The sequence below is a fragment of the Thermoactinomyces sp. CICC 10522 genome (genome assembly GCF_016055075.1).
In the GTDB taxonomy this organism is placed as follows: Bacteria; Bacillota; Bacilli; order Thermoactinomycetales; family Thermoactinomycetaceae; genus Thermoactinomyces_A; species Thermoactinomyces_A daqus.
The window spans coordinates 26031-50406 of record NZ_JAECVY010000008.1; the positions used below are offsets into that span (position 1 = coordinate 26031).

A 24376-nucleotide genomic window follows, 5' to 3' on the forward strand; every position below is an offset into this window, starting at 1 on the left:
CTGTGTCTCACTCCTTTGCACTGGCAATGCGAATTCTCGGGTCAATCACTCCGTAAAGCAAGTCAACCAGGAAGATGGCGACAATAAACAGGATTGCATAGAAAATCGTGATCCCCATAATCATCGTGTAGTCGTTAGTGGTAATCGAATCCACAAAATATTTCCCATCCCCCGGGATGTTGAAGATCTGTTCGACCACAACCGACCCGGTAATGATGTTAATGGTCAGCGGCCCCAGTACCGTAATCGCCGGAATCAGCGCATTTCGCATGGCATGGCGGACAACGATCGCTGAGCGCTTCAATCCTTTCGCCTTGGCCGTTTTCATATAATCTTGATCCAACACTTCGACCATTTCCGAACGAACATAACGAGCCATCTGTGAAATGACAAAGAAGGAAAGAGCTAATGATGGCAAAATGGAATACTCCCAGGACTCCCATCCGGCCACCGGCAAAATGCCCCATTTCACGCCAACCCAAAAAGAGAGCAATCCGGCGGCGACAAAGCTGGGAACCGAAACACCGGCGATGGCGATGACGGTTGAAAGGTTATCCACCCAGGTTCCACGCCTCAGGGCGGCAATAATCCCGAGTGCCAACCCGATGATCACCCCAAAAATAACGCCTTGAATCCCGATCAAGGCCGAGGCCGGGAAGCCTTGCAAGATCAAATCTGTTACCGAACGGCCGTCCAGATTCATGGAATTGCCCAAATCACCCTGAACCAACTTTTCCAAAAACAGTCCGTACTGGACCATCAGCGGTTTATCCAAGCCATAGGAAGCGATAATTTGTTCTCTGATCTCCGGCGGGAGCTTCTCTTCATTTTTCAGCGGGGTACCGGGCAATAAATGCATGAGAAAAAAGGTTATTGTTACGATTACCCATAAGGTAACCACCATATAGCCCAGCCGGCTTAGCGTATATTTCAGCACCTTGATTCACTCCTTTCTTAATGACGGAAAAAAGCAAGGATGAAGGTATATGTCGCAACCGACACATACCTTCATCAAATACACACGGCTTATTCTTCGATGTAAGTCCACTTGAGGCTGTATTCAAATCCGATTGAATTCCAGTACCAGTCTTTGATTTTCGGTTGTTTCAGACCCAGTCGGGTTCTGTAGTAAAGCGGTACAATACCGTGGTCATTGATCAAGATTTGTTCTGCTTTGGTCAAATCATTGAAACGTTGTTTAAAATCCGGATTTTGCTTCGATTTTGCGATTAATTCGTCAAATTCTTTATTGCTCCATTTTCCGCGGTTAAAGCTGTTATCCGACGTGAAAAGATCCAAGAAGGTCATCGGATCGTTATAGTCTGCGTTCCAACCGGAATAAAGGAGATCGAATTGCTGATGTTTTCCTCTCTCCAAGCGTTCTTTGAAGGGTACCGAGTCGATGACGATTTTGGCGCCCAGGTTGCGCTGCAGTTGGTCTTGGAGATAGGCCAAGTCTTTTTTCGCCCCGGTCGTATCGTCACCCAAAATGTGAATCGGTGGCACTTGATCCTGAGTCATGCCCAATTCTTTCAGACCTTCTTGCCAGAGCTGTTTCGCTTTTGCCGGATCATACTGCACTTTGTCCTGATTGACTTCACGATATTTTTTCTTATCATCGAAACCGCTGGCTTTGATGGATGGAGGAACAATGCCGCCGGCCGGAATCGAACCGTTTTGCTCCACTTTGTCAGTCAGCGTTTTCTTATCAATGGCCAAGCCGATCGCTTCCCGGATTTTCGGGTTTTGGAACAGCTTTTCGGTTTGGTTCATTTCCAGATACCAGGATGAAGATTCCTTGATGTTGAAAACATCTTTGTTGTTTTTGTACTTGGCGGTAAATTCAGTCGGCAGATAGGTGAAATCCAGTTTACCCGTGTTGTACAAGTTGATCTGGGTTCCGCCGTCCTTGACAATCTGCCAATTTACCTGTTGCAGTTTGACCGTATTTTTATCCCAATAATTGTCGTTCTTTTTCACACTGAAGCTTTGGTTGTGCACCCAGGAAGTCAGGACAAACGGACCATCGTAAACCATATTTTTCGCTTCGAGCGCGTATTTTTCCCCGAATTTTTCCACAATGTCCTGGCGCTGCGGCAAATAGGTCGGGAAGGTCAACAGATCCAGGAAGTACGGGATCGGCTGTTCCAACGTCACTTGCAGCGTTTTGTCGTCAAGTGCTTTCACCCCGACATCGTCAGCTTTTGCTTTGCCCATGTTAAACGCTTCAGCGTTTTTCACAGGATAGAGGATGTAGGCATACTCTGATGCCGTTTTCGGGTCAAGCGCCCGCTTCCAAGCGTACTCGAAGTCGTGGGCCGTTACCGGTTTGCCGTCACTCCATTTTGCATCGCGGAGTTTAAAGGTATACGTTTTTTTGTCCGGGCTTACCTGCGGGGCGGCCGCGGCAATGCCAAGCACCGGGTTTCCGTCTTTACCGACGCGATAAAGACCCTCCATGATATTGTTCAGCAATGTAGCTGAAACTGTGTCCGTGGACTTCGCGCTATCCAGATTGGGCGGTTCTTGCAATTCAACGAGATTGAGCACTTGTTTGCCTCCGCCGCCGCTCGTACCGCTGAATGTATTACAACCAGATAAGGCCAATGCGGTTACGAGGAGGAGTGCGAACAAGGAGGATAGTTTGAACCTCTTGTTCATCCGATTGCCCCCTTTTTTCAAAGTTAAAATAATTTATAGTTTAGACCAAAAAATGGTCGTAAACCCATCTTTAGGAAGTATGATCTAAATCTTATAAACAATTCGGCTTCAACATTCCGCTTATCAAGCTCTTCCATGCTCTCCTCCGCTCCTCTTCTGTTTATCGCAACGTAATTGCCTCATTTCAGACAATTTACTCTTCAATACTTATCAAATTTTAGCCGCATATTTATATTTAACCCATAATTCAACGATTTGTAAAGGGTTATGTTTTGATAATTGACATGAAACTCTGCTAATAAAAAATGGAGACCTGACCAGGTCCCCATTTGTGTTTTACTATTTTTTGTTGGTAATATAACCCCACTTCAGGCTGTATTCGGCGCCAAACGGATGACGGTAAACATCTTTCACATACGGTTTCTGAATATAGGATTTGCCACCGTAGAAGAGGGGAATGAAAGCGGCCTGTCCTTCCCCGTCAGTCCCGACCAGGATCTTCTCCGCCTGGCTCAGATCCTGATACTCTTGGTGTTCATCCGTTTCCTGCTTCGCCTTTTCCACCAATTGATCATATTGGGCGTTGGAGAAATGGGAGTAGTTCATCGGGTTGTTGCTTTCGAAAATCTCAAAGAATTGCATGGGATCATCATAATCCGCACTCCAACCGAGCATCATCATATCATAATTGCCCGTCTCCGCCCGTTGCAGGTGCACTTTCCATGTCGGGGAATCCAAATTGATATCCCAGCCCAGTGTTTGCCGCAGCTGTTCTTTGATATTGACCGCCACATTCCGTCTGGCCGTCGTATCATATCCAATCATCACAATATTTCTTGGCGGCTGGCTGAGCCCCAATTCTTGCAAACCTTCTTTAAACAGTTTTTGCGCTTGTGCCACATTGGTTCCCACTACTTCGCCGCCGGCGCGGAAAGATTTGTTCGCCTCGCCTTTCATCGAAGGCGGAACCAGTGAACCGGCCGGGCTCGATCCGTCTTTGAGAATACGGTTGGCAATCTGGTCGCGGTCAAGCGCCAGGGTGATCGCTTTCCGTATTTTGTCATTTTTGAAAAATGGATTTTTTTGGTTTAATAGAATATAGTAAACGCCTGCCTGTTTGACACTGACAAAATCCGGCGTTTGTTTATAGGCATCGACAAATGCGTCATTGAGCGGTACAATGTCAAGCTGTCCGGCGTTGTACATGTTGATTCCGGTGGCCAAATCCTTAATGATGTTGATTTCCACCGTTTTCAGGCTGACGCTGTTGCTGTCCCAATAATTGTCATTTCTCTGCAAGACCAATTTCTGCGGAGTCCAACTCTCCACAACAAACGGGCCGTCAAATACCATCTTGTCCACTTCGGTCCCGTATTCCGATCCGTATTTTTCCACAATATCCTGACGCTGCGGCAGGTATACCGTCATTGTGATCATGCTGATAAAATTGAGCATCGGCTTTTCCAGCGTGACCTCAAGCGTATGTTTGTCCAAAACTTTGATCCCTACTTGCGAAGCGCTTGCTTTCCCCTCATTATATTTTTGAGCGTTTTTGATGGGGTAGAGGGCATACGCATATTGGGAAGCTGTTTTCGGGTCAAGTGCGCGAAGCCAGGCATATCGGAAATCATCCGCTGTCACCGGCTGACCGTCACTCCAGTTCGCATCGTCCCGAAGATGGAAAGTATAGGTTTTTTTATCGGGGCTCACTTCATAATTCGTGGCAATTCCATTTTCAGGCTGATTGTCCTGACCCTCGCGCATCAGCCCTTCCTGAATGTTATTGAGGATGTTCATCGACGAAACGTCAGTAGCCCGCGCACTGTCCAGGATGGGAATATCACCGGTATCAGCAATGCGGAGTATCTGATCCTTGCTCAATTGTTCACTGCCGGAAGCTCCGTTTTGTTGAAAAGAGCAACCGGTTAGCGCTAAACTGATCGAGGCGGCAACTCCAACAATGCTTTTCCATTTCTTACTGATCAAATTAAACCCTCCTTTACAGTTAATTCAGTACTTTTCAGATAATTCCCTTATCGCCTCGCTATCGTATTATTGACTTTCACATTATAAATTAATTAGTTGTAATAGAAAAGACAATAACTTAATAATAGAAATAAAAGCATTAACGTTTCACATAATATACAAAAAGATCCGACAGATGGAGGAGCAAAAATGACACAAAAAAAAGCCATCGTCCGCTACATGACAGCGGTTATGGCCATCTTTTTCATCATCACCCTGGTCATTGCCCCGAAAAACAAGCTGGCATGGAGTAACCATTTATTTCTATTCGGACTATTGTTTCTCACTATTTCCGCATCTATTTTTGTAATCCGTGGCGGTTTTTTTCATAACTTTGCCAAGGCTTTCAAAAAATTCAACCGTATCGGCCGCGAGCATGAATTCGCAACGCAACCGGATGAAAAGGCAATGTCCAGGCGCGATGCGGGACTGCGTACCGTGCAGACGGGCTCTTTTTTGGTCGCACTCATCCTCATCGGTTTATCCATATTGCTGCTTTATTCCAGATAATTTGAAAGTTCGCGGACAATCTCTTCATACAGTTCCTCAGGGGTGTCCGCTTCAACCGGCTTGTAATCGATCAAGGCGAAAAACGAACTTCCACAGCGGCCGCAGTAGCCCAAACACCGCTCCGCTTTGACTTTTATGTATGGATGTTTATGGTTTTTCAGTTGATAATATGCCGATAAGGAGCCACTGACCAAATTGGAGATGCAAAATTCCACTACGATTTCCCTTTTTTCCACGGCATCTTCCCCTTTTTTTCAGGGATTAATTTCATTGTATCATTTTTTGATTGCAGAGGAGGGTGAATTTAAATCAACAATACCAAAACCCCTCTGAAGCGAAAATCACAGCATTGTCGGGATCACGTTCGCTTAAGAGGGGTTTTGCCTGTTTGCACAAGCATCCGCTGACCGGGTCAGGCTGACATCCTTCAGCTGACAGGGTGGATCGTGAACGGTTGCAGGAGAATATGCGGGGAACCGAGTGTCACGGGCAAGTTGTTTTGACCGTTCTTGTCGCATCCGAAGACAGGATTGTAAAACCTCAACTCATTGGACAATTTCTCAACTTTCATCATAACGTCCATCTTATTTCCTTTAATATCAAAACGACGCACAATCTCATCCGTTAACCGGCCGTTGCGAATGATCCTTCCATAGGCAGGGCGGATGATAAAGTTCAGGCCCAACGAACCTCCTCCCCATGTCCCGATACAATAAATCCCATGTTCAATCCCCTCAACCAACTGCTTAAACGTCCAATTGCCCTGATCCGCATACGTGACTGACATCCTGGGCAATGTTTTTTCTCCATCAGGGGTGCGCCTTCCATGCCCGGCCCCCGGTGCCTGACATCGCTTCTGCGTTTCCCGGTTGTGCAACAGATCATTCCAAATGCCTTGCTTAACCAACTGGACACGTCTCGCCCGTTCACCCTCGTGGTCCATTTCATAACTAGCACGATGCCCCGGCAATGTGGGATCATCATACACATCCAACGGGTATGTCGTCCATTGGTAACCAAGCCGGTATCCATGCGGCAACATATAATCCAGATAATTATCCGCCTCGGAGGAGTGGCCAATGCACTCATGGATCAACTGTGAGGCCAGCCACGGGTCCAACAGCAGAGGCAACTTAACAGCTTCTTTCAGCGCTTCTCCAACCACTGCCGCTTCGATCTCAGGCAGGATATCTTCATGAATCGCTCTGTTTAGATTCAGGTTCCATTCTTTGACACAAGTGGACTGCCAAATCACCGGTATCGACGCCGATCGTCCCCGGACGAAAAGATGAATGAGCACGCCAATTTCACGCGGGGAAAAGTGGGGCCTTTCCATATGCCAAAGTAAACTCTGCTGTGACCGGATGGTGATTCTATAGTATTCAATCTTCTTCCGCACAGAACGGAGAGATACATCCAAAGCCTCTGCACACGAGGTCAGCTTCTCTTCCAGCCATGCAAACGATTTCAGCCCTTGATATCCCTGCCGGGGATCTGATTGCAGCCGGGTGATGCGCTTCGTTTGCGATTCAAAATAAACCGTTCTGTAAAAACGCCAATGGTTCGCCGCTGATCCCCTCAATGTTCCGGGTTCCTCACGCCGCATAACTCTTTTTCCAGCTCCCTGAACTTTTCTGCCTCCGACAACATCCCGAGTTCGCCCGCGGCCACAGCTCCAACCTTGTATGCTTCCAGGCGCAAAGGCAATTCTTTCAGGCAGCGTTCAACCGTACGTAAACTCCGCTCAAACTGGCCCGACTTACATTCGCACAAAGCCCGGAGCGAGAGACTGTGGGCCTGAATCGTATCAACCAATTGGCCTTCCGCCCTGCTGAACCATTGAATTGCCTGCTCATACTGTTTCCGCCCCATATGGAACAGCCCAATCGAGTACGCTGCCCAAGTGGCGCGATCTCCCGATTCCACTGCTCTTTGATAACACCTTTCAGCTTCTGCGATGTCCGATAAGGCCAGCGCCAGAAGCGCCCGAAGTGACCAACCGGGCCCTTCCAACGGTTGCAATTCGTCCTGGCACAAACGCTGAAACAGCGCCCGATCCAATGAGCGTTTGCCAGCGATTACGCTCATGCTTTGCTCCGCATGTCCTTGACTTGATCGCCGTCGGCTAAGCGAACGAAGCGTGCAACCCCACTTATTGGCGACAGCTTCCCCCAACCATCTGCAGGAACGAGGCAGAAAACCACTGGAAATGGAATATGTCATCGTCGGTTCACCGTTGCCCATCCCCTCTCTTCTTAATGTCTCAACCACTTCGTCTACACCGTGAACAATTTGTCCCTTCTCTTCATAAAAATAATCCAAATCAATGTCGATTTTAGCATCCGGATCCAACCCAAGCTTGTGAATCCGGCGCAAAGTGGTAATCTCCACCTGCATCCCCGCCACTTGTGCCGATGCCGAATGCGGATTCACTTTGAAAGTGTTTTTCACTTCTTCTCCGTGCCCCGGAACAAGTGACAACAAGTCCCACAACACATGCCCCAGCGCAGCAACGGAAACGGGCTTGGGCTCGGGATAAACCCAAATGACCCGTTTGACCAGGTTCAAAGCGGTGGTCGCGTAGAGAAAATTATCCAAACCATACGCAAACAAGTCGTCATCACGAAACGGGATATCTCGGTTCAATAACCGCAAATCTTTCCGGTTCAAACCCTGTTCCCGAATCCGCCTCATCTGTGCCTTTTCTATTTTTTTCAGATCGAGATGGCGATCGAAGTAAATGAGCGTTTCATTGTCATATCCTGTTTCATGCCAATGCGCCAACACCTCTCCATGCTCCTCAAATGTATAAATCGTCCGTTTCCCCATCATCCAATTAACCCCAGCCGCAAGAATTTCTCCATCGCATCATTCAGTTCTTCTTCTGATATTTGATAAGTCTCCATCCATTCATTGGCCCATTTTGTGATCTCCTCCGCTCTCCCCAGTTCGATAAGCCGGGCGATGAACGGGTTAATCGGTCCTTTAATGAATTGATCCTTCGCTGCAGCGTACAAATAGAGAGTCCGTCCTTGCGAATCTCCGTGAACCTTTCTATTGGCCAAAGCCGACGCGATTTGATCAGGGTAGGATTGAATGGCGTAGAAACATGAATCGTTTTTGCGAATCAAGTTCGTCTTGATGCAGAAATTGGGGTGCTTGTTGACAACCAAAATCGAAAGCATCACAGTTAAAAATTCATGAGTAAGAAGAAGCCGGTTATTGGGTGATTCCCTCAGAAAATCTTCCTGCTCCATCATAAAGCCGTAAAAAGCTTCCTCAACACATAAACCCACACCGCTAAACGGGAGTTCGCGATATTCCTCAAAATGGGGCGATTCCATAAATTGATACATCAGCTCATACCGATCATAACCCATCCGCTCCAGTTCCTGAAAAACGCCCGGATAAGAACCCTTTAAGCCACCGCTGATTTCCAGGTTTCCCGACAGCAGGTTTCGGCAGATATTTTTGGCCGTCGCACACAGTTCCTCATGATCGATGGTGGCAAGCTGCCGCAACTCCCCGTCGGACAACTGCAACTTGTCATACCTTCCTTCCAAAAACGCCTGCCGATATGAACGATGGTAAAGCAAACCATATAAAGCCCGATGCAAACCGATGCTTTCTCCCTTTATTGCCCCATCCATTTTTCCACTACCTCCTTCATGCGTTGATAATTGGGTTGCGATTTGGGAATGAGAATTCCCTCATCCGTATACTTGGGATCTTCGTACGTAATGGCTTTCAGATTGGGGCAACGCGGAAGCATATACTCAAGCAGATCAATTTGTTCATCCAATAAAACACCATGATGCAAGTCCCGGAATTTCCCTTTGATGATTTGGCATCCCGACAGATGGAACTCAAAGCAGTATTCGTAAGGCAAACGGTCCAGCTCTTCATACATCCGTTCTCCCGTGCGGCCCATCAACCACTGGTAGCTGAGAATATGCCCGATATCAATCGTAACAGGGGAATTCGTCTCTTCCGCTATAATCCGAAAATAGTCATATGCGTCCATATCGCCAATATAAAAGTTGGTTCCTTCCGTAAATCCCGCAAATTCCACCGACAAAGGAGCCAGCAAATTTTCTTGGTATTCTCTGATGTTCCGAATACAGGCCTTCAAACCTTCCATCGTCATAAAAGGGGGCAGCGGAAACGGCACCGACTTCCCTTCAACTGACCACAGGCCCAAGTCTTCCACAATCCATTTGAAATCGTAGCGCTCAATCAACCGGTTGGTAAATTCGATAATTTCCCCCTTGCGGTAATTCTCCATCGTTCCCATGTTCAAAATGGTTTGATGGAAAGCTCGCGCCTTGATTTCCGGTACTTCGGCAAAAAGACAATCATAAGCCTCAAAATATTCCTCCGCGTTCAACCGGTTTCGGTTTTTCGGCTGGAAAGCGATAAAAATGTAGTTGAATTGACCGCGGTACTGGTCAAAAAATTTTTTCATTTTCGGGGTGATTGAATCCCCTTGTCCCGAATCTCTTTGAAAACCGATTTCTTCTCCCCAGGGCAGATCCATCCCCAAACCCAACCCCAGTTTTTCATTCACTTCAGGAAAACGGACCGATGCAACAGGACTCATCAACTGATCTCTCCTTATGCTTGAGTGATAACTCTGCCCATACCCGCCTTGACCAAACGTTTCAGTAATTCCATGCCTTCCGCATTTTCCGTTGATGTCCGCATAACCTGTCCGGATGACTCCAGCAGCAGATCAGGAATCCGAAAAAACCGTTGCCACAACATGTCGACTATAAACGTTTGCACAGGTTGTCCGGAACGAAGAGGGGCTTGAATCACCTTAACCCACGGCAACAACTCGATCTCTTTAATCCCGATTTCATCCCAATCATCATCCTGCCCGGAAAAACGGGCATCCGGGGGCAATTCATCATTTTTCTGCGGTTTGACATTGCGGAAAATCGTCAAGAAATTTTGAAGTCTGGGTTCAAAAGTATCCCCGTCCACATAGTCGAAATCGTATCCCATCCGCCCCATGCCGTAATTCAGCAATTGGTTGCCGCGCAGCTTGGTTTTCGATTTGATTTTTATGTTGTATTTTTCCGGTGATTCCGTGAGATACGTTTTGGGCTCGGCCACCAACATTTGCATCACATCAATACCGATTTTGTGCGCATTGCGTATCAAAAACTCTTCCGATGCTCGCAATTCCTCTTCTGTCTCGTCCAAAATGCCTCCCATGACCGACAGTCGCAGCGGAATGTTCACCTGGTGCAAATTATCGATGATCTGCTGATAATGGGCAGCCTGCACCCCTTTATCCAGCAAGTCAAGCAGGCGTTGCGAATTCGTCTCGTATCCGACCGACATCAATACGCAACCGCGTTCCTTTAACTCCTTGCAAAATGACAGATCAAGCAAACATTCTTCCATGCGATTCCGGGTGCTGAACTGCATCCGGTATCCACGCTGGTTTAATATTCTCATCGCATGAACCACTAAACGGAGATTTGTGTTTTCATCGATGAAATTGATCCGCTTAACCTGGTGTTTGTCCAGCAAATATTGACACTCGTCAGCGATTTGCCTGGCTGTTTTCTGTTGGTAGTTTTGCTGTTTGCGGGAGCGGTTGCCGTAGGAACAGAAAGCGCATCTGCCCCAATAACAGCCGATGCAGGTGATCAGGGAAAGGTTCACTTCCTCACTCAGATATTTGTCAAATGGCAAATCACTGAAGTCAGGGGGAGGCACATTTTGAATATGCACGGTTGAACGGGGTGAAGGTTGAGATGGAGGTGAGTCTTGCAGCCAAACCACATCGGGCACTTTTTCCTGCCCGCCCCCACCGGTCAAATATTGCCACAGACGAAGCATGGTTTCCTCTCCCGCACCTGTTCCCAAACCATCCACATATCTGCGGAATGCCGGAATATTCGCCATATCTTCATGTCTCAGCATGATTTGTTGCCCACCAAAGATCACAAACGTATCCGGGATGCAATCTTTAACCCATCTGGCTAAAAGCAAGGAGGGGAGAATCTGGCTGTAATAGGCGATGGAGACAGCAAAAACCCTGGGATTCAATCGATTGATCAACGGAATGAAAGATTCATACAAAGTGAGGGCAGCGATGTCTTCTTCAGATGGGGTCTGGTAATCCAGAGCCTTTTTCCCGATCTCATCAAGCGAAGTGATTTGCTCTTTCAAAATGGAGTTTTCCAGCAACATTTCAATTCCCTGGCGGACAAATCTCGTATTTCGGTGGGCAACCTTTAATGAGGAGTATTGTTTATCAAAAACCTGCGAAAAAAAATCACGCTGGTTTTTCCACAAAAATTTAGCCATTTCCAGACGATATCTGTGTTGTAAATCGTTTCGCCCCTGTTTTTCCAGCAACGAAATAAACTGTCCGATCTTGTCCGCCGAGAAAAGTTGATGGCACAGCTCAATATTCAGATCCTTCTGGACCACAGGAACATCCCGTTTCCGCAAATACGAAGTGATCATGGGCAAGCTTAGGTAAGGGAATAACCGTGCTTCCGTGGTGGGGGGAAAAACGATCAGGATCTCGTCACCCATTATACTCACCTCCGATCTTGAATGGACTAAAGAAAGAAGTGTTGCATCATCCGGATCGATGGGTTGCAACACCTCTTTCAAAGCACTATCAATTAAGCATTGAAACGGAAAGCATGGAAAGCATTGCCCACTTTCAATTCATTCGCTTCCACAACGTCCAGTTCCTCAATGGCGGAAGAGAAACGGAAAGCATGAAACGCATTGCCCACTTGCAACTCCTTCGCCTCAACAACAGTCAGTTGTTCGAGTTCATTTTTGAGCTCTTTTTTGATTTCCTTGCTCAAGGCGATCACCTCCTGTTATTAATCTATAATATTATCATATAATTGTCAATATTTTTTATTTTCTAAATTTATATTATTTCACTCTCGTTTGTACCAATTTTAATTGAATATAAAATCCTTTTTCGATAGACAGCGATCCACCACAGCTGCCCCCATACTGCCAAAAAATCAAGCAATCTGTTTAAAGACATCTCTCTACAAGCGAAACAATAAAGATATAAATATGCTTTCAAAACCCCTCTTCTTCAATTTTCTTTTCTGAATTTTATTTTAAAAATAATTTATAATACTATTTTATAAATTATAGTCTTATGATATATTGATCAAAGCCCAACAGAAACGTGTATCCCCCGGACGAAAACCAGAACCCTTTTTCGATCGCAAAGCCGTTTTCCCTGAATGATTTTATGAAAATACCGAAGACGCCATTTGGGAGGGTATGAACTTGAAGAGTACATTCAAAAACCACTTTTTGATCCTAACCATTTCGATGGGTGTCTTTGCCAGTGTCATGAGCACTTCCATGTTGACGATCGCATTTCCCGATATCGTGTCGGATTTCAACATCTCGTATGAGACGCTTCAGTGGCGGAATATTCTTTTCTTTGCCCTATTCGCCGTCGGTTTGCCGTTTTTCGGAAAAACAGCCGATCATTTCGGTGCCCGCCGCCAGTTTTTCACCGGGATTGTTTTATTTGCGCTGTCCACACTTTGCAGCGGGTTGACCCGTGATTGGAACTTCTTCCTCATCTTTCAGTCCTTGCAAGGGCTGGCTGACTCGATGATTGTTCCTGTTCAGGTCATTTTCATTCGTCAAAGTTTTCCGGAGAACAAAATCGGTTGGGCTTTTGGTTGGTTCTCCGGCACACTGGCCACAGCCACCCTGATCAGTCCGGCCATCGGCGGCCTCCTGATCAAGCATTATCATTGGAATTCAATTTTCTGGTGTCTGTTCGGTTTGTCAATAATCTCGCTAATCATGGCGTTGATCCACCTTCCGCGTGGACTTTCGCCCGAAAAAAAATCCAAAATCCCGTTCGTCGGCGCATTCGGCTTATTAATGACCGTGATTGGCATTCAATGCCTTTTTATGAACAATCTGTCCACAGCCAGCAAACTGGTCTGGGCGATCCTTGCGGCTGCGGGCATCATCGGCATCATTGTGTCCCAAAAAAGCAACAACGGAGAGGGGGCCATCTTCCCGCCCGGCGCTTTTCATAACAAAACATTTATCCTGGCGTGCTTGCGCGTCTTTTGCCTGTACCTGGTAAGCAACGCCATCTCTCTGTACGCCCCCAGTTATTTGCGGGATGTGCATGCCATCCCACCTGACCTCGTGGGCTTGATCATTCTCATTGATTCCGTCATGGGCTTGGCATTTTCCGGTATTGCCGGGCGTGCTGCCGACAAAAACCCGCGTTTCACTTTAGCCGTCGGAATGATCCTGTCACTTGGCGGTTCCGTCTTCTTTTGGTTCAGCGGCAACTTTCATCACCTTTTGCTTTTCATCGCCATTTACTTGTTATTGGGAATAGGGGGGACCATTGCCATGCCTTCCCAAAATAAAATTGCCCTCCTCTCCGTCCCTCCCGAACAAACCGGGGCATTCATCGGTTTTTTCCAAATGATCCAGTTCGGTACAGGTGCATTTGCCGCCGGATTGTTCTCCCGTCTCGTTGAAGGCCCGGAAATCGGGAAAATCAGCGCAAGCGGATTTCAAATGATGATCACCTGTGCGATCGCGTTGCAATTGATCGCGCTAACCACGCTATTACTGGAACGAACAGGCATCAAGTCGGAAAAGGGCGTGAACAAAACCACATAAACCGGGATGGTAGCAGACTGACACCAAGTGCAAGGTGTCAGTCTGTTTTTCAGGTTGTTCGCACAGTTCATTTCACGGCCTTTTTTGCAGTGCCTCTTCGAACCCTGCCACGATCCGTTCCCCTTCTGCGGTCAGCCGGGCATGCTTCCGGATCATGTCCAACGCCTTCTCCACCCGCTCTGATGTCTTGCGCAAATAGCGTTCGAGAGAAAGGTCTTCAATCTGCTCCACGGCCCCCAGCAACCGCCCGGAAATGTGAATATCCTGAAGGAATGCAAAGGTTTCATGGAAGATCCATGTCAGAGGCCGTTGGTCATCGTCAAACGGTGAATAAAACAAAACACCCGGATCATTTTCAAACAAATGATACAGATCCAAAACGGAATTGAATTTGTTGTGCCCGGTTTCATGAACCAACGTTTGGGCAGCAAGGTAGGACGGGCGTGCGCTTGTCGCAATCATGCCACGAAATGCTTTGATTGTTGTCTGATATGGAAGATAACCTTTTGACTTCAAGGGCAAAATGCATGAAATCTGTTCGTTCAACTCGGCAAAAGCCTCCGGCCAAAAAGCACGAACCAGCCCGATCCCTTCATCAAGGCATCGATTCAAATCAGTCCGTTCTTCATTACTGCATGTTTGTCGCAGACCGGTTACATCCTTTTTTGAATCTCCGGGCAAAAAGTTCTCATACCAGTCATGCCCCGCACAAATGACCGCGGAGGTGTTCCTGAGCACGGCCAGGCGAGTGATCTCCATCCCCTGACCGATCCGCATCTCTCCCTCTTCTTTCCAAAATGTCTCCAGCGGGACTTCGACCGTCTCCTGATCATTTTGCAATTGGATGGCCCGATTTTTGAAGTTCACTCTCATAAGGGACGCAAATCCTTTTGCTGCGTGTATCTGTTTGCCAATGGGCCATAACTGGATGGTGTCTTTGGTGGAACGCCTGAGAACCAGACTTTCCCCCTCCAAATCAGGTAAGTCCGATTGCAGAAAAAACGGAAGAAAGAATGTTCCTAAATATGAGAATATTTCCTCCACTCGCGGGCCATAACCAAAATTGATCGCCTCGTGCGCCCGCCAGATCCAGGAGGTTAATTCCGGGCGCACCGCCGCTTGCGCCAATCGTTTGGGATCCAACTGCAACAAGAGGGTCAACAAAGTCTGAGTTGAATCCTTCAATTCTCTTGTTTCCAACATGGGAAAACCTTTGGAGCAGACGAGCAAGAACCGTTTCAAATAAACGCGAAACACTAGTTCCCTGAAAGCGTTGAATGCGGTTGGCTCTCCCGGCAAAACCACTTGTTTCAGGTCAAATGACGAAACAGGCTGACCATATATCTCCCGAACACGATCCATATCAATCAGCAGTTCCTCCTGGCCGCCTCTGCTGTTTCCCCGATTGTTCGTCTCTTCCTGCGCTTCTCCGTAAACTTGGCGGCAACGCTGTTTCCGCCACAATGATTTTACCCGCTCTTTAAACGAATCCTCTTGCATGCGGGCCAGCAACCGTTCCAACATCCGGTCAAATTCATCGTCTTGCCCGCCTTCATCCAGCCGCATCATCGGCAGCGGCTTCCACCATTCCGGGTCTTCCGCCAGTTGTCGGGATACAAGCGGCAACAGATCACGCAAGCCGTTCGTAGCGTTGCAAACCAGGGAAAGGCTGAGGGAAGGACCTTCGGAAACACCCCAATGCGGCCAGAATATCGGAATGTACAACAAGTCGCCTGGCTCCAGGATAAATTCCAGATACTCATCCGGCATAAAGATATTCCCCACATCCGGGTTTTTCAGCATTCTTTTTTGAAGCACTTCGTCTGCAATGATGTCAGGCGGGTGCAGTTTCCAAATTTTCACCCCTTCTTGTTGCAAAACAAAATTATCGCTGTCATCAAAATGGCAACCGATGCTGTGTCCGTGATTCGCCCTCACTCCGTCAAACCAAATGCTGGGACAGGACATCTCCTTTTGAAATCGGACGGCCAATTCACTCAACCGTTCATTCACGATGCTCACCTTTTGCACGAAAGTGAGGCCATTGGCATTTCTTTTAACAAGCCGGGGGTCCAACTCCTCCACCTGACGTGCCATTTCCTCAAACTCCGCCGCCTGCCATTGCGTTTGCAACAACTTGAGAGCCCCTCCTTTGATAAAAAGGGGTTTCTTGCGCCAATACTCTTGAAAAAACTGTTCCCAAGTCAATCCTGCCAGCATCATGCACTCTCCCCCTCATCCATGCTCAGGCGATTTTTCAGCGTTTTTGTTGCAAAAAACAACTCAACAATTCCACGGTATGCCCAATGTCGCTCAATTCGATCATTTCAAACGGCGTATGTGTATACCGCGTGGGAATCGTGACCAGAATGGAGCGAATTCCGCTGTCAACGAAAGCTATGCCGTCGGAACCATAGTTGCTGAACAAACCATGTTGATAGGGAATATGATGTTGCTCGGCAACATCCGCCATTTTCCACAGAAGCCCTTCATCATAATGGACAACTGAATCCCTGTGAACCAGGATGGGACCGCCTCCCAAACGGGCGGGATAATCATCTTCACTGATATTGGGGATATCCCCCACCAATCCCACGTCCAAAGGAATGGCCAAGTCGAACTCCCGCTTGCGACCGATCGCATAGGCCCCGTGCGCCTTGTTTTCTTCCTGAACGGTTGCGCCGAACCAAACTTCATACGCCAGCGATTCTTTGCGTTGTATCAGCTGCTTCAACAAAAGATCCATAACTCCAAGCAAGGCCCGATCATCCATCGCTTTCCCGATCACTCTTGTCCCCATTTGCAGCAAAGGGCGATACCATACCACACGCGCCCCGATATGGACACCTTTTTCCTCCGCTTCTTTCCTGGAATTGGCTCCGATATCAACAAAAAAATCTTTGTAGGTGAGAGTGCGGTTCACAAACGACTGTGACAGAACATGTCCGGCCGGCGCAGCAAAAATCCCTTCCGCAACCACCCCGCCGCGCCCGATCACTTGAGCCCGACATCCAATCATATAAAGCTTGTCCAGCGGAACATCACGCGGTTCCTGAGCCGATTCAACCAGAATGAAACCTGAATCGGTAATATAGCGGACAATGAACCCGATTTCATCCATATGGGCCGCAATCAAGACTCTCGGACCCTGACCACCCACTTTGCACAAAATATTCCCCAACGAATCTTCCTCCCACTCTTCCACATGCCTTTTCCATCTCTGTCGCAACCAATCGCGGACAGGGCCTTCACGCCCCGCCGGTCCCGGCAACTCCGACAGTTGTTTTAACGTGGGAAGCCAAGCATTTATCGCCATTCCAATCCCCCACTCTCTCATTCATTCAGCGTCCTCTTGCCGGAAAGTTTCAAACCGATCGTTTGAATCTTATTCCTTTATATAGGCGTATGTGTAATCCGTCGTCCCCCCTATGGTCACGACAACATTCTTCACCGATTTATCTGCCATCGAACTCTCCGTCAAATAAAAAATAGGCATGATTGGCGCTTCATTCATAAGGATTTCCTCCGCCTTGTGCATCGCTCGCATGCGTATGCGCTGATCCGGACTGCTCTTGACGGTATCCACCAACCGGTCATATTCCTTATTGGACCAATTGGTTTCATTTGCACCTGCATCCGTCACAAAGCAATCGATAAACACAACGGGATCATTAAAATCCGATACCCAGCCCATTGACGCTATTTGATAGTTTTTGGAAGCCAATTTGGCCAAATACACTTTTGATTCCGAACCCCTTAACTTCACCTCTGTTTGAAGAGTCTTTTTCCACATCTGCTGAACCGCTTCGGCAATCTTTTTGTTTGTTTCGGAATTGCTGTAGTCCAAAGTAATTTCGGGCAATTGACGGATCCCCTCTTCTCTCATTCCTTCTTCCAATAATTTTTTCGCTTTTTCTGCCTGAGCCCGGGGAGTTAAAACCGGTTTCGTTACCTGATAAAACTCTTTTTTCTCTACGGGATCCGGCATCTTCCATGGCACCCAGCTCACAGCGGCCTGTTGTCCACTTTGCAAGAGATTCTCCGACAGCTGTTCACGGTCAATGGCCATGGAAAAGGCCAACCTGATTTTTTGGTTGTCAAATGGAGGTTGCTCCACATTCATTTTGTACACGTAGGTCCCCAAAATCGGGTGGTTTTGCACTTTCCCCTCTTTCGTCAATGCGGGGAGCAAATCAGTTGGTATGGCACCTGAGCCAAGATAATTCAATTTTTTGCTCAAAAACATCTGGTATGCCGTTGTCGGCGAGGAAATGAACGGGAATTCGATCTCTTCCAATTTCACTTCTTTTGCATTCCAAAATCGCTCATTTTTCTCCAGTACAATTTTTTCGTCATGATTCCACTCTTTTAATTTAAAAGGGCCGTTTCCTACATAGCTGGTTGCTTCACGACTCCAATCCGGATTGTTTTCCACCACCTTTTTGTCGACCGGATAGAATGCATAATTTCCAACAAGACTGGGAAAGTATGGCGCAGGTTGTTCAAGCGTGACTTCCAATGTGTCATCATCCAGCGCTTTCACCCCCACATCGTCAGCTTCAGCTTCACCTTGTTGAAACTTTTCACCGTTTTTTATGCAATACAGCTTATAAGAAAACATGGATTTCCCCTTATTTTCGGGGCTCAACATTCTCTTCCACTGGTATTCAAAATCATGAGCTGTGACACGATCACCATTCGACCACTCTGCCGCTCTGAGTTCAAATGTGAATTTCTTCATGTCAGCGCTGGCTTTCCAGCTTTTCGCCATACCAGGCCGGGGATTTCCTTCCCTGTCCAGGCGAACCAACCCTTCCATCACATGATACAGTACTTCCCCGGATCCAATGTCATTCACCAATAACGGATCCAAACTCGCAGGCTCGCTTGTCACATGATTGACAACATGGAGCACTTGGTTTGGCTTACCCGCTTCGTCATTGAAGTCGCAACCACCCAAGACCAGCGCGATCGCGATCAGAATAATAAAAATTCTCAAACTAATTTCCACCTCTCCGGGTTACCCTGATGATGTCATGCCTTACAAAGACAAGGCTGTATTAAGAATGAAAATAAAGTTTTTTCAATTTTAAATCCTTTTATGATAAAACACCAAAATATGACTCCAATAATTTAATAATAAGTTAATATTTTTTATATGTCAAATATTATGTATAATATAAATCAAGAATATTTGAGGTGAAATGAAAGAGCAAAATTACCAAAGAGGCTGTTGACGGAGAAGAGTCAACAGCCTCAAAGCGATCATGATCATTCTTTTTTCCAGCCGATCAAACCGTTTGCTTCCAAGATCTCCAAAAACTTCACCAGCCTGGGTAAAACCGGCTCTGCCTTTTCTCCAAACTTCTCCCCCACTTTCTCTTCCATCTCGCTTACTGTCGTTTGCCCATCACACAAAGAGAGAACGAAGCTCCCCAGTTCATCCAGACGCACGCAGATGAAAGCCGGTTGCTTCAAAAAGCGAACGGAAAAACGTTCAATCGGATTTGTCCGCGGAATGACAACCTGCATCAGACCTTCTTCGCCTGGGATTGGTTCGAGACGGTAAGCCGGTTTTAAAAAAGGAGTAAACTGGAGCAAGTTTTCCTTGTTTTTACGTTTGAACATACCCATCTACGCCTTATTCGACTTGGATTTTCTCACAGTCACTGCCCACAACACCGCTGTTAAACCAAGGAAAAGGATGAGCGGCAGCCAGTTGCTGGCAAATTTGGCCGGTGCATCCGGATTGATCAGTCCCGGCACGATTAACAGTGCAATTACGACACTGATCAATGCTTCACCGGCAATCAAACCGGAGGCAAACAAAGTACCCGTTTCTTCCCGCTCTTTTCTCTCCTCCTCTGTTTTGGCAAAGCGATCCGTCACCCAGCGGATCAGGCCGCCGATCATGATCGGCACACTCGTTGAGACAGGCAGATAGAAACCCACAGCTACGGTCAAAGAGTTCAACCCGAGAAACTCGATGGAAATGGCGAGAGCCGCACCCATGATAATCAGCTGCCAAGGCAAATGCCCCTGCATCAATCCTTCAACAATGATTTTCATCAAAACTGCTTTGGGAGCGGAAAGCACATCGCCGCCGATACCATAAGCCTGGTTAAACAGATATAATACCCAGCCGATCAGTAGGCCACTTGCTGCAACCCCGATCATCATCGCCACTTGTTGTTTCCACGGAGTCGCACCAACGAGGTATCCTGTTTTCAGGTCTTGGGAAATATCGCCGGCAACTGCAAGCGATACACAGACAATGGCCGCGACTGTCAGGGAAGCAACCATCCCCGTCATCCCGTGCATGCCCAGCGCTTTGAAGATCAGGGTTGTGATCAGGAGGGTGGCAATGGTCATCCCGGAAACAGGCATGGAGGAGCTGCCCACAATCCCCACAATGCGCGAAGCCACAGCCACAAACAAAAAGCCAAAAACGGCAATTGCAATTGCACCGATGATCCCGACATGAACCACCGGGGTAAAGGCGATCAACAAGATCAACAGAACAGCCCCGATCAGCAGATAGGGAATAGGAATATCAAAATCAGTCCGCGTAATTTTAAACCCCTTCTCTTTTTGTCGGGCCAAACCGGCAATTGTGTCACGGATCGAGCTGAACAGCATGGGAAGCGTGCGGATTAAGGTAATCAATCCTCCCATGGCCACGGCGCCAGCCCCGATGTAACGGATGTAATAATCGGCAATCGCGCCTGCATCCAATGTTCCGACCGGCTGGCCGGCAGGATAAAAGACACTGGGATTTCCGCTGGCAAAAAAGGAAATCAACGGAACAAACACGATGGAAGCCAGTAATCCGCCGGCGATCATCTGCCCGGAGATGCGCGGTCCGATAATATAGCCGACCCCGAGCAGAGAGGGCATTGCATCCATCCCGATCGCCGCATTTTTATACCCCGGGATCATCGCGGAGATGGAAGTTTTAAATAAATGGAATCCATCTCCCAACGCCTTGAATATCCCTCCCACCAGAAAACCGGAAAAAATCTTGCGGGCATGGCTGCCGCCGGTTTCTCCGGATTTAAGTACTTCTGCACAAGCAGTCCCTTCCGGATAAGGAAGGACTTCATGCTCATTCACAATCAGCAGGCGACGCAAGGGGACCATCATGAACACGCCGAGGAAACCACCGGTCAACACGATAAACGCAATCAACCAGTTGCTCGGATTTAAATGCCACAGGTACAGCGCCGGCAACGTAAAAATTGCCCCGGCGGCCACCGCTTCACCCGCAGTGGTCATCGTTTGCACAATGTTGTTTTCCAAAATCGATTTCCTTCTGAAAATTCCCCGTAAAATAGCCAGTGAGATTACGGCCGCCGGAATCGACGCACTCACCGTCAAACCGATTTTCAACCCGAGATACGCATTGGCCGCCCCAAAGACAATGGCCAAGATAATTCCCAGGACGATGGCAAATCCCGTCAACTCCGGAAGTGACTTCGTCGCAGGCACATAAGGAACAAATTTTTGCTTGTCCTTACTCATATTTGACTTTCCCTCCTCCGAGTTAAAATTATTTGACAATTATTCAATTATTATACAATCCTTCATCATAATAACATGAAACATTAACTATTTTCATCTAATTATCTCAAATTTTTATCATTTCACGTTCAACTCTGACAAAACTGTATAAAAATCTTTCCTCAATAACTGGCATGACAAACATCCCGGCCATGAATGATACAGGCAAAACAGCACCTAGATTCTGCCTTGTCTGACACAATCATAAGATGAAACTAAGCAGAATTCCAAGGACACCACACCCCGGCCTGCAACAAACTTTCGCAAAAAAAACAAGCCCCGTTTCCCCTGTCACAAGGGATCCGTGGCTTTTCCATGCCATCGGTCAAGCCGATATTTTCGATTCTTTCTTGTTCATAGCGAGAACCGCTTCCTTATATTTTTCTTCATCAAATTCGTTCTCGCTCTTGGCGACAACCATGGTTGCCACCCCATTTCCGATCAAGTTGATAATCGCCCGAGCTTCCGACATAAAGCGATCCACCCCGATCAGCAGCGCCAATCCCTCGACCGGAATCAAATTCATCGAACCCAATGTGGAAGCGAGGACAATAAATCCCCCACCCGTGACGGCCGCAGCCCCCTTGGAAGTCAACATCAAAATTGCAATAATGGTGATTTGTTGCCAGATGGAAAGGTGAACGTGAAAAACCTGTGATAAAAAGATAACAGCCATCGAGAGATAAATGGAGGTGCCATCCAGATTAAATGAATATCCTGTCGGGATCACCAGACCGACAACAGATTTGGAACATCCGAACTTCTCCATTTTGTCCAGCATGCGCGGCAGGACCGCCTCCGAGGAAGAAGTTCCAAGGACGATTAACAATTCTTCCTTGATAAATCGAAGATAATGCCAGATCCGGAATTGATACATACGACAAATCAGCGCCAGAACGACAAAAACAAACAGGATCATCGTCAAATAGACGGAAAGCATCAATTTTCCCAGCGGCAACAGCGATTTAATCCCAAATTTCCCGATTGTATAGGCCATTCCGCCAAAAGCGCCGAGCGGAGCCACCTTCATAACATAGGAGACAATTTTGAAAAAAACCTTGGAAAACCGTTCAAACAGATCAATGATGTTTTTTCCGTAATCCCCCAAACCGGCCAAGGCAAAACCGAAAATCACGGCGAAAAAGACCACTTGCAGGGTATCCCCTTCGGCAAAAGCGCCGATCATGCTGGAAGGAACGATATTGACAAAAAACCCGACCCAATCCATTTCTTCCCCGCTTTTCGTATATTGCGAAATATCCCCTTTGTCCAGCTTGCTCGCATCGATTCCCGCCCCCGGGTGAAGCAGATGAGCGACCAGCACCCCGATTATCAAGGCAAAGGTGGTGACGAGCTCAAAATATAAAATCGCCTTTCCTCCGACACGACCGATTTTTTTCATATCCCCCATCTTGGCGATCCCCAAGACAATGGTCAGGAAAATGATCGGGGCCACCACCATTTTTACAAGATTGATAAACATGTCCCCAAGCGGTTTCATCTGCTTTGCCCCGTCAGGCCACAAAACCCCGAGCGCCACTGCCACGATAATGGCCACAACCACTTGGAAGGTCAGATTATTCAGGATTCGGCGCAATTTGATTCGCTCCTTCCTGCATTTGTTTCAGCGATTATACAAGTTTGGTTCATCAGCTTCATCTTGTTATAATGATAAATTAAATTTATTAAATTGTAAACGATTTCATATTGTGCAATAGATTATCAAAATCAAATAAAAAAGGCCCCAAGGGACCGGATCTGTCGATTCTCAATATTTACGGCGAATCCGTCGTTTGCTGCCTTTCATAATTTTGTACATCCGTTATGATTTCTTCGTTTCCAACCAGTCCAACTGCGGAATAGTCACTCCGAAATGATCTTTGACAACATTGGCGTACATTTTTAGCAGCCCTTCTTTTTTCTCCTCGATATCAATCGCCGTACGGACGCGGGAAACAGCGGCTGTTTCCGACAATGTTTGATTCAAATAGACATTTTGCAGAAGTCGTGTCAATTTTCCGGGAAACAAAAACTGGGCATAAATGAGTGAATACTCGGATTCATCCAGCGGAGCCACCTGCTGATAACCTGCAAGAATCGCCTGCAAAACCCCGGGGCTGCCCGTGCATCCATAGGCATACATCAACCAATCGGCCAGATCGGCCGTTCTCACGTCGAGGGTCATCTCATTCCAATCGAGAAAAACGGATTGTTCGCCAGCTTGCAACAAATTATGCCGATGCAGCCGGGAATGGCAGATCTTGCCGAATTTGACCGTTTCCCGGCATGCCTCGTCGCCGTTGATTTTTTGATAATATTTGATCATATTTTCCATCATGCCGATGGTATAGCCGGAAATGTCCAACCATGTCCGGTCCAAATCACTTGGATAGGAAGTTAATTTAGCAGCCAAATGAAAAATTTCAATCTGTTGCAAAGCCTTTTTCAGATGTGATTCTTTGGCGGACAGCCGGGAATATTCCGCATGCTCCTTTGAAGGTTGAAAATCTGCTGTCGCCTGATGCAGGAGGGAAAGTGACTCTGAGAGACGGGCCCACTCATTCAGGCCGGAGAGCGATACCGTTTCCCCCTCCATCCAGGGCAAGAGCACATAGGCATAGCGAAACCCGTCAAAATAGAGTTTCTTCGCTCCTGTATCAAGCGGTTCCGGAAGAGTTACGCGCTTCTCTTGCTTCCCGTTGACGTGTTCCGCCACTTGCTTGATCAAGTGCCAACGATCTTTCTCTCCCGGTTTCACCCTTTTCAGCACATAAGTGCCCTGATCGGTTCGCAAACGAACAATGCCGCGAATCGGCTTGGCCTCTTTCACGTGAAAACCGTAATGGTAGTGGAGGAGCATTTCCAATTGCTCTTCTCCGGTAAGTTCGGACAAATATCCGGGCTGAAAATCAGATGACATAATCCCTCACCCCTCGTCGTGTTATTCTATTCG

The 24376-nt window shown here is 47.3% G+C and carries 19 protein-coding genes; 2 read left to right on the forward strand and 17 right to left on the reverse strand.

What is annotated here, in order from left to right:
• Positions 1–7 precede the first annotated feature (7 nt).
• The 3 genes from I8U18_RS11845 to I8U18_RS11855 all read right to left on the reverse strand — a co-directional run bounded on the left by I8U18_RS11845 (position 8) and on the right by I8U18_RS11855 (position 4647).
• Positions 8–937: an ABC transporter permease gene (locus I8U18_RS11845; protein WP_198056049.1), complete on the reverse strand. Its 930-nt coding sequence runs from the start codon at positions 935–937 to the stop codon at positions 8–10.
• An 89-nt stretch (positions 938–1026) separates the two neighbouring features.
• A complete protein-coding gene (locus I8U18_RS11850) occupies positions 1027–2661 on the reverse strand; it encodes a peptide ABC transporter substrate-binding protein (protein WP_198056050.1) in 1635 nt (544 codons plus the stop codon).
• A gap of 339 nt (positions 2662–3000) precedes the next feature.
• Positions 3001–4647 carry a peptide ABC transporter substrate-binding protein gene (locus I8U18_RS11855; protein WP_198056051.1) on the reverse strand — a complete coding sequence of 549 codons (1647 nt, stop codon included), beginning with the start codon at positions 4645–4647 and terminating at the stop codon, positions 3001–3003.
• Positions 4648–4836: 189 nt separating this feature from the next.
• Between I8U18_RS11855 and I8U18_RS11860 the strand changes: the two genes are divergently transcribed.
• Positions 4837–5196, forward strand: coding sequence for a DUF3899 domain-containing protein (locus I8U18_RS11860; protein ID WP_033099480.1), 360 nt, complete (start codon positions 4837–4839; stop codon positions 5194–5196).
• On the opposite strand, the gene I8U18_RS11865 is transcribed toward I8U18_RS11860, so the two are convergent.
• The 7 genes from I8U18_RS11865 to I8U18_RS11895 form a co-directional block, all read right to left on the reverse strand.
• The gene (locus I8U18_RS11865) at positions 5184–5432 is read right to left on the reverse strand and encodes a YuzB family protein (protein WP_033099481.1); all 249 of its coding nucleotides are present in this window, start codon (positions 5430–5432) and stop codon (positions 5184–5186) included. The genes I8U18_RS11860 and I8U18_RS11865 overlap by 13 nt on opposite strands.
• Before the next feature lie 191 nt (positions 5433–5623).
• Positions 5624–6802, reverse strand: coding sequence for a TldD/PmbA family protein (locus I8U18_RS11870; protein ID WP_198064783.1), 1179 nt, complete (start codon positions 6800–6802; stop codon positions 5624–5626).
• Positions 6775–8028 carry a tetratricopeptide repeat protein gene (locus I8U18_RS11875; RefSeq protein WP_198059475.1) on the reverse strand — a complete coding sequence of 418 codons (1254 nt, stop codon included), beginning with the start codon at positions 8026–8028 and terminating at the stop codon, positions 6775–6777. Before I8U18_RS11875 ends, I8U18_RS11870 begins: the two co-directional genes overlap by 28 nt.
• Positions 8025–8846, reverse strand: a complete 822-nt coding sequence (locus tag I8U18_RS11880) for a hypothetical protein (RefSeq protein ID WP_033099484.1) — start codon at positions 8844–8846, stop codon at positions 8025–8027. The genes I8U18_RS11875 and I8U18_RS11880 overlap by 4 nt, the downstream gene beginning before the upstream one ends.
• On the reverse strand, positions 8831–9796 hold the full coding sequence (locus I8U18_RS11885) for a multinuclear nonheme iron-dependent oxidase (protein WP_198056054.1): 966 nt from the start codon (positions 9794–9796) through the stop codon (positions 8831–8833). The genes I8U18_RS11880 and I8U18_RS11885 overlap by 16 nt, the downstream gene beginning before the upstream one ends.
• A 14-nt stretch (positions 9797–9810) precedes the next feature.
• On the reverse strand, positions 9811–11754 hold the full coding sequence (locus I8U18_RS11890) for a radical SAM protein (protein WP_033099485.1): 1944 nt from the start codon (positions 11752–11754) through the stop codon (positions 9811–9813).
• Positions 11755–11846: 92 nt separating this feature from the next.
• Positions 11847–12038 carry a hypothetical protein gene (locus I8U18_RS11895; RefSeq protein WP_033099486.1) on the reverse strand — a complete coding sequence of 64 codons (192 nt, stop codon included), beginning with the start codon at positions 12036–12038 and terminating at the stop codon, positions 11847–11849.
• Between the two features lie 445 nt (positions 12039–12483).
• On the opposite strand from I8U18_RS11895, the gene I8U18_RS11900 reads away from it, so the two are divergent.
• Positions 12484–13863, forward strand: a complete 1380-nt coding sequence (locus tag I8U18_RS11900; RefSeq protein WP_198056055.1) for an MFS transporter — start codon at positions 12484–12486, stop codon at positions 13861–13863.
• A gap of 72 nt (positions 13864–13935) precedes the next feature.
• Here the strand turns inward: I8U18_RS11900 and I8U18_RS11905 are convergent, their stop codons facing one another.
• The 7 genes from I8U18_RS11905 to I8U18_RS11935 form a co-directional block, all read right to left on the reverse strand.
• Positions 13936–16086 carry an aKG-HExxH-type peptide beta-hydroxylase gene (locus tag I8U18_RS11905; protein ID WP_198056056.1) on the reverse strand — a complete coding sequence of 717 codons (2151 nt, stop codon included), beginning with the start codon at positions 16084–16086 and terminating at the stop codon, positions 13936–13938.
• Between the two features lie 34 nt (positions 16087–16120).
• Complete coding sequence (locus I8U18_RS11910; RefSeq protein ID WP_232336376.1) at positions 16121–17179, reverse strand: M42 family metallopeptidase; 1059 nt, start codon at positions 17177–17179, stop codon at positions 16121–16123.
• Positions 17180–17248: 69 nt separating this feature from the next.
• A complete protein-coding gene (locus I8U18_RS11915; RefSeq protein WP_198056058.1) occupies positions 17249–18862 on the reverse strand; it encodes a peptide ABC transporter substrate-binding protein in 1614 nt (537 codons plus the stop codon).
• A 272-nt stretch (positions 18863–19134) separates the two neighbouring features.
• Positions 19135–19491 carry a PqqD family protein gene (locus tag I8U18_RS11920; protein WP_198059472.1) on the reverse strand — a complete coding sequence of 119 codons (357 nt, stop codon included), beginning with the start codon at positions 19489–19491 and terminating at the stop codon, positions 19135–19137.
• A gap of 6 nt (positions 19492–19497) precedes the next feature.
• The gene (locus I8U18_RS11925) at positions 19498–21384 is read right to left on the reverse strand and encodes an OPT family oligopeptide transporter (RefSeq protein WP_198056059.1); all 1887 of its coding nucleotides are present in this window, start codon (positions 21382–21384) and stop codon (positions 19498–19500) included.
• A 364-nt stretch (positions 21385–21748) separates the two neighbouring features.
• Positions 21749–23020 (reverse strand): dicarboxylate/amino acid:cation symporter, encoded by a 1272-nt coding sequence (locus I8U18_RS11930; RefSeq protein WP_198056060.1) that lies wholly within the window; start codon positions 23018–23020, stop codon positions 21749–21751.
• Between the two features lie 225 nt (positions 23021–23245).
• A complete protein-coding gene (locus I8U18_RS11935) occupies positions 23246–24343 on the reverse strand; it encodes a phosphotransferase (protein WP_198056061.1) in 1098 nt (365 codons plus the stop codon).
• Between the last annotated feature and the right edge of the window lie 33 nt (positions 24344–24376).

Coding starts and splice junctions, on each gene's coding strand:
- I8U18_RS11870 (WP_198064783.1), bottom strand. CDS start 6,802: ATGCGGCGTGAGGAACCCGGAACATTGAGGGGATCAGCGGCGAACCAT.
- I8U18_RS11860 (WP_033099480.1), top strand. CDS start 4,837: ATGACACAAAAAAAAGCCATCGTCCGCTACATGACAGCGGTTATGGCC.
- I8U18_RS11925 (WP_198056059.1), bottom strand. CDS start 21,384: ATGAGTAAGGACAAGCAAAAATTTGTTCCTTATGTGCCTGCGACGAAG.
- I8U18_RS11890 (WP_033099485.1), bottom strand. CDS start 11,754: ATGGGTGACGAGATCCTGATCGTTTTTCCCCCCACCACGGAAGCACGG.
- I8U18_RS11935 (WP_198056061.1), bottom strand. CDS start 24,343: ATGTCATCTGATTTTCAGCCCGGATATTTGTCCGAACTTACCGGAGAA.
- I8U18_RS11885 (WP_198056054.1), bottom strand. CDS start 9,796: ATGAGTCCTGTTGCATCGGTCCGTTTTCCTGAAGTGAATGAAAAACTG.
- I8U18_RS11910 (WP_232336376.1), bottom strand. CDS start 17,179: ATGGCGATAAATGCTTGGCTTCCCACGTTAAAACAACTGTCGGAGTTG.
- I8U18_RS11920 (WP_198059472.1), bottom strand. CDS start 19,491: ATGTTCAAACGTAAAAACAAGGAAAACTTGCTCCAGTTTACTCCTTTT.
- I8U18_RS11905 (WP_198056056.1), bottom strand. CDS start 16,086: ATGATGCTGGCAGGATTGACTTGGGAACAGTTTTTTCAAGAGTATTGG.
- I8U18_RS11875 (WP_198059475.1), bottom strand. CDS start 8,028: ATGATGGGGAAACGGACGATTTATACATTTGAGGAGCATGGAGAGGTG.
- I8U18_RS11850 (WP_198056050.1), bottom strand. CDS start 2,661: ATGAACAAGAGGTTCAAACTATCCTCCTTGTTCGCACTCCTCCTCGTA.
- I8U18_RS11880 (WP_033099484.1), bottom strand. CDS start 8,846: ATGGATGGGGCAATAAAGGGAGAAAGCATCGGTTTGCATCGGGCTTTA.